Below are 14822 nucleotides of genomic sequence, written 5' to 3' on the forward strand. Positions count from 1 at the left end.
TCAGTTGCATCTATGACGAGCCGCCCTGGTTGCTTCTGAAGCAGCCGGGGCGGTTCCATAACCAACTAACCAAATTTCATCTACCTGCTTTGAAGAAAAGCCCTCAGCCATATTCCAACGGCCATAGCTAACAAAGGTAATTCCCCAGTAGCAAAGAAGGGTGTAGTACCGTTTATTGTCGGTTCCCCTACCAGTAACCCATCCTTGAATATTAGGGGGTGTATTGGTGGATTTGTTTAAGTCGATTAATCCATAAGCCTGAATTACATCGGCGAAATTACTTTTAGTAGGTTGTATACCTTTGGCTGTCATTACGAATGCATTCGGCTGAAAGACAATCTTGGTTAATTGCTTCGTTTCCTGATCTATTTCAAATTGGATTCCCTCCTTTGTGTAATTAGCATAGTATGCTGTAACTGTTCGTTTATATCTATCGCCACCGCCACTCAGGTGCGCAAACATTTCCGTAGCAATTTCCTCTTTGCTATCAGGTATCCCCATCACTGTTATAACATCTGATATCGTAGATTTATATACTTGCAGCCTCCGAAATAGAGTGTCGCACTGAATGACTGTTTGCGCTTCCGCCGTTAGGCTGTTTAGTATAACCAAAGAAATAACCAATATATATCTGAGCATAAGAGCAAGTTACAATTATATATTTCTCATCGGTCATCGATATACCACATGCTAGTTTTTCTCTCTCTTCGAACAGGCCACTTCGTCTGCTTTGCATTTGTACTACTGCTGCTCAGCGGCGCCGCTTCCTCCACCCTGGCCCAAAAGCCCGATACTACCATTGTCCGCTACAGCGGGCAGCTTACGGGGCAGTACACGTCGGGGGGCGTGAACCGGGCGCTGTTCTCTACTGTGCATAACGTGACGCTGCTGCGCGGCATGCACTTTGGCGCGCCCGTGATGGGCAGCTTTGCCTACGGCAAGCAGGACCGGCGGCTCAAGGAGCGGGAATTTCTGCTCAACGCCACGCCCTACTACTGGAAAGGCCATTTCCGCTTCTACGGTATTGGGGGCTACGAGCGCAGCAACCTGCGCGGCATCGACAACCGCACGCAGCTGGGCGCGGGGCCGGGCTGGGCGTTCTACCAGGATTCGCTGGGGCGGGAGGTAGCCCTGAGCAACCTCATCATCCGGGAGGCCACATACTTTCAGGACAACTCCAGTCGGAAAGTCACGCGCAGCTCGGCCCGCCTGAAGGTGGTGTACAGCTACCGTGTCTTCAGCCTCACAGCCAACACGTTTTACCTGCCCAACCTTCAGGATTTCGATGACTACCGCTTCAGCCAGCTTACCACGCTGGCCCTGCGCTTCACCTCGCGGCTGGCCATTACGGGAACTTACGCCTATACCTTCGAAAGCCGCGTGCTGGAAGGCAAGCCCAACGACAACACCAACGTAACCGTGGGCGTAGCTTACAGCACGAAGTAGCTGCGCACAGTCACTCAACGCCTCAATTCATCAACTGTCATTGCGAGCGGCGCGAAGCAATCCGTCCTGAGTAACGCTCAAAACATCCAAATGTAAAACGCCCTTTTCCGTTACAATGGAAAAGGGCTTTCTACATTTTAAGGGTTGTCACATTGTCCAAGGCAGATTGCTTCGAACCGCTCGCAATGACCTATTGGTGTGCTACTGCTTCGCGCCGCACTCGGCGCAGAACCGCTGCTCAGCCTTAACGGCAGCCCCGCAGTCGGCGCAGAATTTGGCTTTGGTAGCAGCGGCGGTGTTGGTAGTGCCGCAATCGGGGCAGAACTTCTGCCCTGGGGCGAGCTTGGCGCTGCACTTGGGGCACTGCGTGAGACTGGCGCGGCCCAGGAAATCCAGCTCTTTGGTGTAGTCCTGCTCCCGGGTTTTGGTATGGATCTGCTCTCGGGCGGCCTGGCGCTGCTGGGCGGTCAACTCCTCCTGCTCGTCGGGGGCGCAGTCCTCGCAGAGGCCGGCCGAGTGGTTCCAGCACACGTCGGGGCATACCCAGTGGCCGCAGCGGGTGCACTGCTTGAAGTGGTTTTTACCTTCCTGCACGGCCGTTTCCAGGGCGTCGTCGTGGGCCTTGCCGCCGATGGCGCGCTGCACGTGGTAGGCGGCGTTGCCGACATCGTGGAAATGACCGCCGAACAGGCTGCCAGCCGCCCGCAGCAGCTCCCCGGCAATACCAACCTTGTTGGGCAGAAACCGCGACATATGCCCGTTGCGGCACTTGTCACAGTAAAATTTAAACTGGAAGCCCTTGTCGGTGCTAAGGTCGTCGTGGTTGGCGACGAACTGAATCATGTTGCTCATAGCAGAGGGTAGAAGTGGTCGGCGGGGCGAAAATACGGATTACCCTCAGTCTGTTCTATTCTTCGATATTCTAGATTATTCAGGTTGGGTCTGCACCAACAAAAGTTTGAGGCCATTAAATATGGCCGCATCCAACGTCATCTGGTATAACTGTTCTAAGGGCCTATGCTTAACATCATTGAGGCGACGGAATACTTTTTCCTCTCTGACGATACTTTGGATAAGCTTGCCCTCAGCGTCCAGTAGATCCAACTGGATGCTTACTCGTATTTCTAGGAGGTGTTAACAGTAGGTGTTAAGTTTGGGTATGGAGTACATGCTGACAGATGTGCAATGGGCGCGGATTGCGCCGCTGCTACCGGGCCGCGAGGGCACCAAAGGCGGGCGGGGTCAGGACAATCGACGCTTTGTGGAGGCGGTGCTGTGGCTGACACGCAATGGCTGCCGGTGGCGGGCCCTGCCGACCGAATGGGGCAACTGGCACACGACCTACACGCGCTTCCAGCGCTGGACGGCCTCCGGCGTGTGGGCCCGGGTGCTGGCGGCTGTGCAACAGGACGACGCGCTGCACACGCTGCTGGTGGACTCCACCACCGTGCGGGCGCACCAGCATGCCAGCGGGGCACGCAAAAAAACGGGCCGCAAGCCCTCGGGCGCAGCCGCGGCGGGCTGACGAGCAAGCTGCACGCGGTGGCCGACGCGCGGGGCCGTTTCGTGCGCGGCGCCCTGACAGCGGGCCAGCGGCACGATGCCCCGCAGGCGTTGCCGCTGCTCGACGGGTTGAGCCCGGCGTATGTCGTGGCCGACCGTGGCTACGATTCCGACCAGTTCGTCGCGGCCCTGGCCGCCCGCGGCACCTGTGCCGTGATTCCGCCTCGGCGCAAGCGCCGACACCCGCGCGCCTACGACGTGGCCCGCTATGCCCAGCGCCACCCCGTTGAGCGGCTCTTTAGCCGACTCAAGCAGTTTCGCCGTGTGGCCACGCGCTACGACAAGCTCGATGCGCATTTTCTGGCCTTTGTTCATCTGGCCGCAACCGTGCTCTGGTTGCGCGACTGTTAACACTTCCTAGATTTTCGCTGATAAGCGTAGCTCCAAATAGCTGGTAGGCTTCGCGGACCTGACACCGCAAGGTAGTTGCAGGAGTACCAGCGTCGCCATGAAAGCCGTTGCGCAACAACGTTTGCATACGCACCTGTTGCTCGGGTGTTAGGACGGGCCATACCTGGTCCAGTTGGCCAGGCATCGAAAACAGCGGTAGCTTCAGCGGCCGGTCGGATACTTGAGGTCGAGCATCCTCAACGTCTATTTTGGTTACGTGGTACCAATAAATTCCTGCTGGCCCCGTCGCAACGAGCTGTTGTGCAGCCGGTGCCGATGGTAAGCTATTGAGTGAAGCAGGCTGTGCGACCACACGAAAACCTATTAGCAACAGGCAAAAAACACTCAAATGCCGAAAACAGTGTTTAAGTAAACTCACAGAATAACTTCTCAGTGTATTGTTCAGGAATAAGTATGGGCCGGTGTAAGATGGTGCATAACCGGTAATATCGGCGCCGCTACAGAAAAATTATCTAGCTCCGATTAAACGCCCGCCCGCCCCGCGCCTCTAATAGCCTGCACACCGCCCGCCTCTACCCTACCTTCGCCTGCTTGGAAGATCAGGAAATCCTCATCAAGTTTCGTGACCCGGCCTCCCGCAACGTGGCCTTCAACCAGCTGGTGCGCAAGTACCAGAGCAAGGTGTACTGGCACGTGCGCAAGATGGTGGTCGACCACGACGATGCCGATGACCTGGTGCAGGATACCTTCGTGAAGGTGTGGAACCACCTGGAAAGCTTCCGCCAGGATGCCTCCCTCTATACCTGGATTTACCGCATTGCCACCAACGAGTGCCTGAGCTTTCTGCAAAGCAAGCGGCGCCGGTTTTTCCTGCCCCTCAACGACGTGGGCGCCGAGCTGGCACAAAAGCTGGAAGCCGACGAGCAGTTGGCCGGCGACGAAGTAGAGCTGAAGCTGCAGAAAGCCATCCTGCGCCTGCCCGACAAGCAGCGCCTGGTGTTCAACCTGCGCTATTACGACGAAATGCCCTACGAGCAGATGGCCGAGGTAACGGGCACGTCCGTAGGCGCGCTCAAGGCCTCTTACCACCACGCCGTCAAAAAAGTAGAGCAGTACGTGACCCAGCATTCCCTGACCAATTAAACCCGACGCCCCCGGCCGCCTCTAACCGCCTATGAACACTCCTTTCCGTCTGGATGAACACCGGCGCCGGCCGCACCCGCCGCTGGCCGCACCCCCGGACCGCTACTTCGAGCAGCTGCCCGCCCGCGTAATGCAGCGCGTGCAGCCCAGTGCCGCACCAGCCTGGGGCTGGCTCACGGCGTTGTCGGCGCCGCTGCGCACGGCGCTGGCCTCGGTGGTAGTATTGGGGGGCTTTGCAGTCTCGTTTTTCCTGAGCCCGACGCCGGATGTGGCGGCTATTTCGCTGGCGCAGGTCCCGCAGGATGAGCTGGTACAGTACCTGCTGGCATCCGACCAGCGCGTGACCCTGGCCGACCTGGCGGAGCTGCCCGCAGCCGTTGCCCTTGGCAACGAACCGTATCTGCAGGCCACGCCCGATGAGCTCCAACACGCGCTGGACGCGCTGCCCGCCGACGAAGTGTACTTCTAACTTGCCTTTTGCTTCCCGCTGACATGAAATACCTTTCTCACTATCTCACTCTGGCTTTGCTGCTGTTGCTGCCATTAGCCTCTCAGGCCCAGGGCGGCCGCCGGGGCGAACGGCTCAACCAGCTTGAAAGCGCCAAAATTGCTTTCCTAACTGATAAGCTGACCCTCACCCCGGAGCAGGCCCAGCGCTTCTGGCCGGTCTACAACGAGTACAGCGACAAGCGCCGCGACCTGAACCGCCGCCAGCGCCAGCTCCGCACCGACAGCCCCGAAAACCTTACCGACCAGCAGCTGCGCGACAACCTGCGCCAGGCCCTGACCCTGCGCCAGCAGGAAGTAGATCTGGAAAAAGACTACTTCGAGCGGTTTCAGAAAGTCATCAGCATCCGCCAGACGGCTAACCTGTTCGTGGCCGAGCGCCAGTTCACCAAGCAGGTTCTGCAGCGCGTAGCCAACCGCCGCGGCGGCAGTGAAATGGTGAGATAGTGAAATGGTGAGTTTGACGTTCGGCTGGCGCCACTTGCGCAGTTAGAACGTCAAACTTACCATTTCACTATCTCACCGCTGGCGTACCTTTGCGGCATGCTTACGCCCCGCCAGCTGTTCCTGCGCCATCAGGCCCAAACCTCCGATTTCCCATTGCTGCTTGAAATTGAGCGGGCCGAAGGCGTGTATATGTACGGGCCCGAGGGCCGCCGCTACCTCGATTTGATTTCGGGCATTGGAGTGAGCAACGTGGGGCACCGGCATCCGCGCGTTATCGAAGCCATTCAGCGGCAGCTCGATAAGTACCTGCACCTGATGGTGTACGGAGAGTTGGTGCAGGCCCCACCGGCCGAGCTGGCCCACGCCCTGCACCAAACTCTCCCGCCCCGCCTCGATTCCGTGTACTTCACCAACTCCGGCACCGAGGCCGTGGAAGGTGCCCTTAAGCTGGCCAAGCGCCACACCGGCCGCACCGGGCTGGTCAGCTGCCACCGGGCCTATCACGGCTCCACCCAGGGCGCGCTTTCCGTCACGGGCTCCGAGGATTTCAAGCGCAGCTACCGCCCCCTGCTGCCCGACGTGCAGCACATTGAATTCAACTCCCTGGCTGATCTGCAGCTGATTACCCGGCACACCGCCGCCGTGATTGTAGAAACGGTGCAAGGCGAAGCGGGCGTGCGGGTACCGGAAACCGGTTACCTGACGGCGCTGCGGCAGCGCTGCACCGAGGTAGGCGCCCTACTGATTCTGGATGAAATTCAGTGCGGTTTCGGGCGCACGGGCACCTTCTGGGCTTTCGAGCAGTTCGGCATCGAGCCCGATATTCTGCTCACGGCCAAAGGCATGGGCGGCGGCATGCCCATCGGGGCGTTTATCGCACCTCAGGAAATTATGGCAGGCTTTAAGTCGGACCCGATTCTGGGGCACCTGACTACGTTTGGCGGGCATCCGGTATCCTGCGCGGCGGCGCTGGCCACGCTGCGCGTCATTCAGGAAGAAAACCTGCTGGCGGACGTCACGGAAAAAGCCGCCCGGTTCCGGCGGCTTTTGCGGCACCCAGCCATCCAGGCGGTGCGCGGGTGCGGACTGCTGATAGCCGTGGAGTTCGAGTCTTTCGCAGTGCTGAAGCCCATCATCGACCGGGCGCTGGCCCACGAAGGCATCCTCACCGACTGGTTCCTGTTCTGCGACAATTCCCTGCGGCTAGCCCCTCCACTTACCATCACCCACGAGGAAATAGATGAAGCCTGCGCCGCGCTGCTGCGCGCCGTAGCATTTGTCACGGACCAAGAGTAGCGGGTAGCTTAGTGAGGGCCCAGGCCTTCGTTGTAGTTCAGGAAGCTCTGCGACTCTTCTTTGATTCTTTCGCGGGGCAGGCCATCCTTCACGCCCAGGGAGATTTTGCGCACCAGCACGCCCACAATGGCTTTGCGGAAGCCCAGCTTCTCGGCCATATCAATGCAGAAGTCCATTTCGTTGTCGTCTACCACGCCGTCGGCCAGCATCATGTCCACCAGGTCAAAGATCTGGTCGAACCGCTCGGAGTCGTTATCGGGCACGAGCATAGTGCGGTCGTGGGCGTGAGCCACCAGATTACGCACATCGTCGGCGCGTACGCCGTTCTTTTTGCCCACTGCCACTATGAAATTCATTTCGCGCTCATCGATGTGACCATCAGCTTTGGCCAGCGCGACCAGGTTAGCCAAGTGGCTTTTGACTTTTTTCGTCTGTTCGCTTTCGAAAAAACCAAACATAGCAGTGGGAGTGCTTAAAACGGTGAAAATGAGAAAGAAGAAGCGGCAGCGCGTGCCATAGGACGCAAGGTGGAATATAGCAGTTCGGCCTTCAGGAAGCAATACGGAATTGCCGAAAAAACAGCCAACTCCACAATTTACAAGTTGATTTTAACGTACTTCGCAACATTTGCGTGGGCTGCCGTGGCCGCCTGCATAGTACTTGGCACCAGACTTACATGAAACGAATAGGAGTTTTTACCAGCGGCGGCGACTCGCCGGGCATGAACGCCTGCATCCGCGCCGTGGTTCGCACGGCCGTTTATCACGGAATTGAAGTGTATGGCATCATGCGCGGCTACAGCGGCATGATCAAGGGCGAGTTTGTGCGCCTAGACTCGGCCTCCGTGTCCAACACCATCCAGAAGGGCGGCACTATCCTTAAATCGGCCCGCTCGCAGAAGTTCCAAACCAAAGAAGGCCGCCAGCAGGCGTTCGACCAGCTCGTGAACAACGGCATCGAAGGACTGGTGGCCATTGGCGGCAACGGTACCTTCACCGGCGCTACCCTGTTTGAGGAAGAGTTCGGCATTCCGACAGTAGGCGCCCCCGGTACCATCGACAACGACCTGTACGGCACCGACTACACCATTGGCTACGATACGGCGGTGAATACGGCCTTGGAGGCCATCGACAAAATCCGCGACACGGCTGACTCGCACGACCGGTGCTTTTTCGTGGAAGTAATGGGCCGAGACTCGGGCTACATTGCCATTCCGTGCGCTATTGGCGGCGGGGCTGAAATTGTGATGGTGCCCGAAACCAAGCTTTCCACCGAAGCCGTCATCGACAGCCTGCGCTCCAGCTGGGACCGGTCTAAAACGTCGTTTATCGTTATCGTGGCCGAGGGGGACGAGGAAGGCAACGCCCACGCCGTGGCCAAGCAGGTGAAGGAGGCCATTCCGCAGCTTGATACCCGCGTTACCATTATCGGGCACATTCAGCGCGGTGGAGCCCCTTCCGCCGCCGACCGAATGCTGGCCTCGCAGATCGGCATTGCTGCCGTGGAAGGCCTTATGAACGGCATGCGCAACGTAATGGCTGGCATCGTAGACCGCAAGCTGGTGTATACGCCCTTCAAAGACACCATCTATAAGAAGAAGCTCATCAACCAGAGCTTCATGCGCATGGTGGACATCCTGAGCGTCTAGCAGCAGTGAGATGGTGAAGTGGTGAGTTGACGTTCTGACGGCGAAATCTGCGCAAGTGGCGCAATCAGAAAATCAACTCACCACTTCACCATCTCACAATTTCACCTCCGCCGGGTGCAGCCACTGGTACTGCGGGTCGCGGCGAAGCCAGGTAAGCTGGCGCTTAGCGTAGCGGCGGGAGTTGCGCTTGAGCAGGCGCACGGCCTCGGCGTAATCGTATTGCCCCTCGAAGTAGCCGAACAGCTCCTGGTAGCCCACGGTCTGCAGGGCGTTGTGGTGGCGGTACGGGTACAGGGCGCGGGCTTCGGCCTCCAGGCCCTGGCCTAACATCAGGTCCATGCGCTGGTCGATGCGCTGGTACAGCTCCTCCCGCTCCCGGGTGAGGGCAATTTTTACTAGCCGAAACGGCCGGGGCTCCGCCGATCTGGTACCGTGAAACGAGCTGAACGGCTGCCCCGTTCCCCGGCAGATTTCCAGGGCCCGCAGCACGCGCTGGTGGTTCTGCTGGTCGATGCGGGCGTGCGTAACGGGGTCGAGGCGGGCCAGCTCGGCTACCAGCGGAGTGAGGCCTTCGGTGGCTAATTCCTCGTGCAGCTGCGCCCGCACCTCGGGCGCCACGGCTGGCAGCACATCAAATCCTTCCGTGACGGCCTGCAGATACAGGCCCGAGCCGCCTGTCAGAATCACCACGGAATGGCGCGTGAATAAGTCAGCCAGCAAAGCCAGCGCGTCCTGCTCGAAGCGGCCGGCATTGTACTCCTCGGCAATGCTATGGGAGTTGATGAAGTGGTGCGGTACGCCTTGCATTTCCGCGGGCGTGGGCTTGGCCGTGCCAATGGTTAACTCCCGGAAAAACTGCCGCGAGTCGGCCGACACGATTTCGGTACGAAGCTCCTGTGCCAGCCGCACGCATAGGTCGGTTTTGCCCACGGCAGTAGGCCCGGTGATGACCAGCAATGTTGGCTCGGCGGAGGAAATCAGGGAATGCAGCTGCACAGGTTATCGGAAAAACGATTCAGGAAATAACAGCGGCCACTGTTGTGGCTGCGGGAGCACCCAGCGGCGCCAATGCGGCGAACAGTGCCAGCAGCCGGGTTTCTTCGTGCTGCCAGCTCAGCTCCCGGCGGGCCTGGCGGCAGTTATGAGCCAGGGTCTGGTAGTGGGCCGCGTCGCCACCGGGCAGGAGGCGGTTGAGAGCCGCCGCCAGCGTGGCCGGCTCCAGGTCAGTTATCAGGTCGGCCACGTCGTACTGCTCATTGAGGGCGCGGTACTCGGGGAAGTCCACCACTACCTGGGGCACGCCGGCGTGCAGGTAGTCGAAGAATTTGTTGGCCAGGGAATAGTAATAGCTTAGCCCCAGGTTTTCGAGCAGCATCACGCCCACCGTGGCCTGCCGGGTAAGCCGGCGCAGCTCGGCCGGCAGCACGTACCCGCGAAACGCCACCTGCCCGCTGGCGAGCAATCCTAGTCGCTCCGCCCGCGCCCGCAGCTCCTGCGACAGGTTGCCCTCCCCGCAGAGCACCAGCCGGCCACGAACCTGCGGCATAGCATCCAGCAGGGCTTCCAGTCCTCGACCTTCATTTAAGGCTCCCTGATATAGAATAAACGGGTTTTCAGGGGCAGAAACAGGGGCAATATCAGCCTCTTCGACGAGGCGGCTGATATTGCGGATAACTTCGAAAGGACGGTTGTAGCGCTGCTCAAACAGCCGGGCCAGCGCTGGCCCCACTGTATACGCCAGCCGCGCTCGGGGCACGATGAATGCCTCCACGCGGCGCCATACCCACTGCACGGCCGGGCGGCGCACCACTTCCGGCAACTCCGTAAACAACTCGTGGGCATCGTACACGAACGGCTGCCCGCCTAGCCGCGCCCGCAGCCACACGGGCAGGGCCGTATCCAGGTCGATGGCACACCAGGCGGCGGCCCGCTGCGTGAGCAGGTAGGCTAGCAGCCGCAGCGTAAACTCCAGGTAAAACAGCTTGCCTTTGTGAAACCAGCAGCGCAGCCGGTGCTGGGCGTAAGGCTGCGGTGTGAGCGGCAACGACTGCGGCAGCTCCCGTCCCACCAGTAGCACGGCGTACCCGCGCTGCGCCAAAGAGCCGCAGATGCGCTGCATCCGCTGGTCGTAGTTCAGGTCGGTGGTGACGGTAAAAAGCAGGCGGGGCATGGCAAAGCAAAGCCCGATACCGGATTATTCGGCGGCCGCACACGGCGGATTCGGGATATTTCAGCAAATTTAAGCAGTCAACCTCTCCCGTGCGGGGGCTATTTTCCGCCGGGTGCTTCTTCTGTTCGCTTCTACCCGTATGGCCACCCGTCCTACGTCTCCTGCCCTGGCTGCCTCGCCAACCGCTCAGGAGCCTCTGTATCAGGCTCTTTTCGATGGAGCGTACGACGCCATCCTGCTCTATGATGAGCAGGCCACGCTGGTCGACTGCAACCGCACGGCCCTCACGCTGCTGGGTACCACGCGTCCCGTGCTGCTTTCCTCGGGCCTCACGGGCTTCATGGCGGACCACAACGAGGCGGCAGAAAACGGGTGGGCGTCGCCCGAGCAGCTGCGGCTGGCTATTCTCGCCGCGGCCCAGACCGGCCAGCAGGCTGCCCGAAGCTGGCGCGGCCACCGCGCCGACCACACTTCGCTCACAGCCCGCGCCACCCTGCACCGTATTGAGCTGCCTACCGGCCTGCGGGTTCAGCTCACGCTTCGCCGTGAGGAAGCGGAAGCACTATCGGCCTCACCAACACAGCCCGCCGAGCTCCTGGAGCAGGGCCGCGCCCAGCTGCGCGACCTGCTGAGTCGCTCGGGCCTGAGCTACGTGCTCGTAGACCTGGAGGCCCGCGTGGTGGACGTGAACGAGTACTTTCTGGAGTACACCGAGTACAGGCGGGAAGAAGTGCTGAACTATTGCTACTACGACCTTTTTCTTTGCCCGGGGAGCGGACATTGCGGCGCGAGTCCTTTGATATCAGCATCCGTACGGGGCGGCTGCAGGACTACTACGAGCGGGCTATTCCCACCAAATCGGGGCAGCAGCGAATGGTGTTCTGGCACGCCGAGTTTGCCCACGATGCCACCGGCCAGGTTACCGGCATCTTTCTGGTAGGCCGCGACATGACCGACCGCCAGGTGACGGCCCGCGCCCTGAGCGACAACCGCAACCGCCTCCAGGACTTTCTCGACAATGCCCACGACTTGGTGCAGAACCTGAGCGTGGACAACCGCTTCCTGTTCGTGAACAAGGCCTGGAAGGAAAAGCTGGGCTACGAAGACGAAGACCTGCCCGACCTCACGCTGGCCGACGTGGTGCATCCTTATTACAAAGCCAAGCTGATGTACCAGCTGCGCAACCTGTACAAGGGCGAGAAAGTGAACAAGCTGGAAACCGTGTTTCTCACCAAAACCGGCAAGCCCGTTCACCTCATCGGCTCCATTTCCTGCTCCTGGCAGGGTGATGAGCCCGTGGCTACCCGCGCCATTCTGCACGACATCACGGAGCGCATCAAGGCGGAGCGGCTCCAGAAGGTGTACTACAGCATTGCCAACCTGGCCATCAGCGCCAAGGACCTGAACTCGCTTTACGGAGCCATTCACCGGGAGCTGAGCAAGATCATCGAAACCAACAACTTCTATATCTCGCTCTGCGACGACAACCGCACCCAGCTGCAGTTTGCCTACTTCGTGGATCAGTTCACGCAGGGCGAGAAAACGCTGGTGTCGCGGCCGTTTTCCTCAGGCATTTCCGAGTACATCATTCGCACGGGGCGGCCGCAGTATCTGCTGCGCGAAGACCTGCAGAACCTGATCAGCAGCGGCACCATTACGTCCTTTGGCTCCATGCCCGAGGTGATGCTCTGCTCCCCGCTGAGCGTGGGCGACCGGATCATCGGCGTTATTGCCGTGCAGGACTACCAGAAGGCCGACGCCTACGCTTCCTCCGACATTGAGATTCTGCACTTTATTTCCAACCAGGTGGCCCTGGCCATTGAGCGCAAGCGCAATGAGGTGCAGATCAACAAGCAGAATGCGCGCCTGAACGCCATCTTCGAGAGTGGCACCCACCTGATGTGGTCGGTAGATACGCAGGCCCGGCTGACTTCCTTCAACCGCAACTACGCGGCCTACTTCCTGCGGCGCAACGGCGTGTACCCCGCCCTGAACGTGAACCTGATGCAGGCCGACGTGACGATGATGGAGCCCCCGGCCCGCACGGCTTTCATCGAGAACTACCGCAAGGCCTTTCAGGGGCAGCCGCGCCGCTTTGAGGTGCAGCTGCGCGATGCGCGCGGGCAGGAAAGCTGGCGCGAAATCTACCTCAACCCTATTTACCTGGACGACGGCACGTTCGAGGAAATTTCGGGCATCGCGCACGACATCACCGACAAGAAAAGCTCCCAGCTGGAGCTGGCTGCCCAGGAGGAGAAGTTCCGCGCCATTTTTGAGTCGTTCCAGGATGTGTACTACCGCACCGACGGGCAGGGCATTCTCACGCTGCTGAGCCCCTCGGTGTACGATATGCTGGGCTACCGGCCTGAGGAAGTGGTGGGCACGCCCATCATCGACTATTACCAGAACCCCGCCGACCGCGACGCGCTGCTCAAAGCCATTATGGAGCTGGATGAGGTGCGTAACTACGAAATCGACATGCGCCACAAGGCGGGCCATGCGGTGAGCGTACTCATCAACGCCCGGCGCGTGAAGGATGGACCGGCCGGCACCGAGGGCATTGCGCGCGACATCACGGAGCTCAAGCAGATGCAGGACGACCTGCGACGCGCTAAGGACGATGCCGAAACCTCCCTGCACGCCAAAACGCAGTTTCTGGCCAACATGAGCCACGAGCTGCGCACGCCCATGAACGGCATCATCGGCATGATTGACCTGCTGCACCAAACGGTGTCGTCGCCGGAGCAGGAGGACTACGTAGACACCCTGCGCAAGTCCTCCGACGCGCTGCTGGCCATTCTGAACGACATTCTGGACCTCTCGAAGATTCAGGCGGGCAAGCTGGTGCTCAACCCCACCGGCATCGACCTGTACTATACTCTCGACAAGATTCATTCGCTGTTTGCCAACCGCGCCCAGCAGAAGGACCTGCTCTTCACCTACCACGTCAGCCAGGAAACGCCGCGCTTTATTCGCACCGACGAAACGCGCCTGCTCCAGATGTTGAGCAACCTCACCTCCAACGCCATCAAGTTCACGCCCGAGGGCGGCGTGCACATTGCCGTCACCTCGGCCCAACTGGCCGAGGAGGAGTACACCCTGCGCTTCGAGGTGCAGGACTCCGGCATCGGCATCACGGAGGAAAACGCCAAGCTGCTGTTCACCAACTTCACCCAGCTCGACAACGGCGCTACCAAGGCGTTTGGGGGCACGGGGCTGGGGCTGGCCATCAGCAAGCAGCTGGCCGAGATGCTGGGCGGGCAGATTGGGGTGGAGTCGCGCCTGGGCAAGGGCAGCACGTTCTGGTTTGAGATTCGCTGTCAGGTGGCCCACAACGAGGAGGAGATTGTGCAGCAGCGCCTCTCCTCCCGCGACCGGAGCCAGCTGGAGATTGAGCGGTTTGCCACCGTGCCCCAGGTGCTGCTCGTCGATGACAACCCCATCAACCAGAAAGTGGCCGAACGTCTGCTCGAAAAGCTGGGCTGCCGCATCGATGTGGCCGGCGACGGGTTTGAGGCCATCAGCCGGGCTACCAGCGGCACGCGCTACGATTTGATCTTCATGGACATTCAGATGCCGGAAATGGACGGGGTGACGGCCATGCGCGAAATCCGGCGCCGCCTGGGCGCGGAGTGCCCGCCGGTGGTGGCCATGACGGCTTATTCCATGAAGGAAGATGCGGAGCGCTTCGTGCAGGAAGGCATGGACGACTACGTGTCGAAGCCGGTGAAGTCGCAGGACTTGTACACAGTGCTGGCCCGGTGGCGGCCGGCCGGCGAAACGCCCACCCGTCCGCTGCACGTGGTGCCCGCCGATGCTCCTGCCGCACTCGGGCCCGAGTTGCCCGGGGCCGTAGCCGCCGCCGCCGCCCTGGATGTGGATGTGCTGCACCAGCTGCAGGAGCTCGGCGGGGCCGAATTTGCCGCCCAGCTTTACGCCGACTTCGAGCAGGAAGCCGGGCAGCTGCTCGAAGAAACCGCCGCCCTGCTACAGGAAGACCATTTTTCGCAGATTCTGCCCCACGTCCATCAGCTCAAGGGCACCGGCTTCACGCTTGGCCTGAACCAATTAGGCGAAATGGCCAAGAAGATGGAGCACGACGTGCGGCAGGGCCACATGGCCCAAGTAAAATCGGACTTTGCACTACTACAAGAATTTTTCCGCCATTTTGCGGAAACCTACGTTACCCTGACCGGGGTAAACTAGCCCGTAGCATTACTTAAGCCATTCTCACTCTCCACTCCCCATCCC

Annotated in this window: 13 protein-coding genes and 1 pseudogene; 9 read left to right on the forward strand and 5 right to left on the reverse strand. The window is 60.1% G+C overall.

The window, feature by feature from the left end; genetic code table 11:
• Entirely contained in the window at window positions 1–639 is a 639-nt protein-coding gene (locus LRS06_RS01900; RefSeq protein ID WP_257869917.1) for a hypothetical protein, read from the reverse strand.
• Window positions 640–687: 48 nt separating this feature from the next.
• Here LRS06_RS01900 and LRS06_RS01905 point away from each other — a divergent pair, with 48 nt between their 5' ends.
• Window positions 688–1446 (forward strand): DUF481 domain-containing protein, encoded by a 759-nt coding sequence (locus LRS06_RS01905; protein ID WP_257869918.1) that lies wholly within the window; start codon window positions 688–690, stop codon window positions 1444–1446.
• Between the two features lie 201 nt (window positions 1447–1647).
• On the opposite strand, the gene LRS06_RS01910 is transcribed toward LRS06_RS01905, so the two are convergent.
• A complete protein-coding gene (locus LRS06_RS01910) occupies window positions 1648–2298 on the reverse strand; it encodes a zinc ribbon domain-containing protein (RefSeq protein ID WP_257869919.1) in 651 nt (216 codons plus the stop codon).
• A 316-nt stretch (window positions 2299–2614) separates the two neighbouring features.
• Here LRS06_RS01910 and LRS06_RS01915 point away from each other — a divergent pair.
• The 5 genes and pseudogenes from LRS06_RS01915 to LRS06_RS01935 all read left to right on the forward strand — a co-directional run bounded on the left by LRS06_RS01915 (window position 2615) and on the right by LRS06_RS01935 (window position 6753).
• A pseudogene (locus LRS06_RS01915) lies at window positions 2615–3360 on the forward strand (IS5 family transposase).
• A gap of 591 nt (window positions 3361–3951) precedes the next feature.
• Complete coding sequence (locus LRS06_RS01920) at window positions 3952–4503, forward strand: RNA polymerase sigma factor (protein WP_257869920.1); 552 nt, start codon at window positions 3952–3954, stop codon at window positions 4501–4503.
• Window positions 4504–4534: 31 nt separating this feature from the next.
• Window positions 4535–4972: a hypothetical protein gene (locus LRS06_RS01925; RefSeq protein WP_257869921.1), complete on the forward strand. Its 438-nt coding sequence runs from the start codon at window positions 4535–4537 to the stop codon at window positions 4970–4972.
• Between the two features lie 23 nt (window positions 4973–4995).
• A complete protein-coding gene (locus LRS06_RS01930) occupies window positions 4996–5457 on the forward strand; it encodes a hypothetical protein (protein WP_257869922.1) in 462 nt (153 codons plus the stop codon).
• A gap of 96 nt (window positions 5458–5553) precedes the next feature.
• Complete coding sequence (locus tag LRS06_RS01935; RefSeq protein WP_257869923.1) at window positions 5554–6753, forward strand: aspartate aminotransferase family protein; 1200 nt, start codon at window positions 5554–5556, stop codon at window positions 6751–6753.
• An 8-nt stretch (window positions 6754–6761) separates the two neighbouring features.
• Here LRS06_RS01935 and LRS06_RS01940 read toward each other — a convergent pair whose 3' ends face one another.
• Window positions 6762–7163: a TerB family tellurite resistance protein gene (locus LRS06_RS01940; protein ID WP_257869924.1), complete on the reverse strand. Its 402-nt coding sequence runs from the start codon at window positions 7161–7163 to the stop codon at window positions 6762–6764.
• Window positions 7164–7429: 266 nt separating this feature from the next.
• Between LRS06_RS01940 and pfkA the strand changes: the two genes are divergently transcribed.
• Window positions 7430–8401, forward strand: coding sequence for a 6-phosphofructokinase (gene pfkA / locus LRS06_RS01945; RefSeq protein ID WP_196954809.1), 972 nt, complete (start codon window positions 7430–7432; stop codon window positions 8399–8401).
• Between the two features lie 93 nt (window positions 8402–8494).
• On the opposite strand, the gene miaA is transcribed toward pfkA, so the two are convergent.
• Both miaA and LRS06_RS01955 read right to left on the reverse strand, forming a co-directional pair.
• Window positions 8495–9397: a tRNA (adenosine(37)-N6)-dimethylallyltransferase MiaA gene (miaA, locus tag LRS06_RS01950; protein ID WP_257869925.1), complete on the reverse strand. Its 903-nt coding sequence runs from the start codon at window positions 9395–9397 to the stop codon at window positions 8495–8497.
• Window positions 9398–9416: 19 nt separating this feature from the next.
• Window positions 9417–10571: a glycosyltransferase gene (locus LRS06_RS01955; protein WP_257869926.1), complete on the reverse strand. Its 1155-nt coding sequence runs from the start codon at window positions 10569–10571 to the stop codon at window positions 9417–9419.
• A gap of 139 nt (window positions 10572–10710) precedes the next feature.
• On the opposite strand from LRS06_RS01955, the gene LRS06_RS01960 reads away from it, so the two are divergent.
• Window positions 10711–11511, forward strand: coding sequence for a PAS domain-containing protein (locus tag LRS06_RS01960; protein WP_257869927.1), 801 nt, complete (start codon window positions 10711–10713; stop codon window positions 11509–11511).
• Between the two features lie 8 nt (window positions 11512–11519).
• The gene (locus tag LRS06_RS01965) at window positions 11520–14777 is read left to right on the forward strand and encodes a PAS domain S-box protein (protein WP_257873360.1); all 3258 of its coding nucleotides are present in this window, start codon (window positions 11520–11522) and stop codon (window positions 14775–14777) included.
• The last annotated feature ends 45 nt before the right edge of the window (window positions 14778–14822 follow it).

The organism is Hymenobacter sp. J193, assembly GCF_024700075.1.
Lineage (GTDB): Bacteria > Bacteroidota > Bacteroidia > Cytophagales > Hymenobacteraceae > Hymenobacter.

What these genes read in the sequence shown, in the direction of transcription:
- LRS06_RS01905 (WP_257869918.1), top strand. Translation starts at nt 688, where the DNA reads ATGCTAGTTTTTCTCTCTCTTCGAACAGGCCACTTCGTCTGCTTTGCA.
- LRS06_RS01960 (WP_257869927.1), top strand. Translation starts at nt 10,711, where the DNA reads ATGGCCACCCGTCCTACGTCTCCTGCCCTGGCTGCCTCGCCAACCGCT.
- pfkA (WP_196954809.1), top strand. Translation starts at nt 7,430, where the DNA reads ATGAAACGAATAGGAGTTTTTACCAGCGGCGGCGACTCGCCGGGCATG.
- LRS06_RS01910 (WP_257869919.1), bottom strand. Translation starts at nt 2,298, where the DNA reads ATGAGCAACATGATTCAGTTCGTCGCCAACCACGACGACCTTAGCACC.
- LRS06_RS01935 (WP_257869923.1), top strand. Translation starts at nt 5,554, where the DNA reads ATGCTTACGCCCCGCCAGCTGTTCCTGCGCCATCAGGCCCAAACCTCC.
- LRS06_RS01900 (WP_257869917.1), bottom strand. Translation starts at nt 639, where the DNA reads ATGCTCAGATATATATTGGTTATTTCTTTGGTTATACTAAACAGCCTA.
- LRS06_RS01925 (WP_257869921.1), top strand. Translation starts at nt 4,535, where the DNA reads ATGAACACTCCTTTCCGTCTGGATGAACACCGGCGCCGGCCGCACCCG.
- LRS06_RS01930 (WP_257869922.1), top strand. Translation starts at nt 4,996, where the DNA reads ATGAAATACCTTTCTCACTATCTCACTCTGGCTTTGCTGCTGTTGCTG.
- LRS06_RS01955 (WP_257869926.1), bottom strand. Translation starts at nt 10,571, where the DNA reads ATGCCCCGCCTGCTTTTTACCGTCACCACCGACCTGAACTACGACCAG.
- LRS06_RS01965 (WP_257873360.1), top strand. Translation starts at nt 11,520, where the DNA reads ATGACCGACCGCCAGGTGACGGCCCGCGCCCTGAGCGACAACCGCAAC.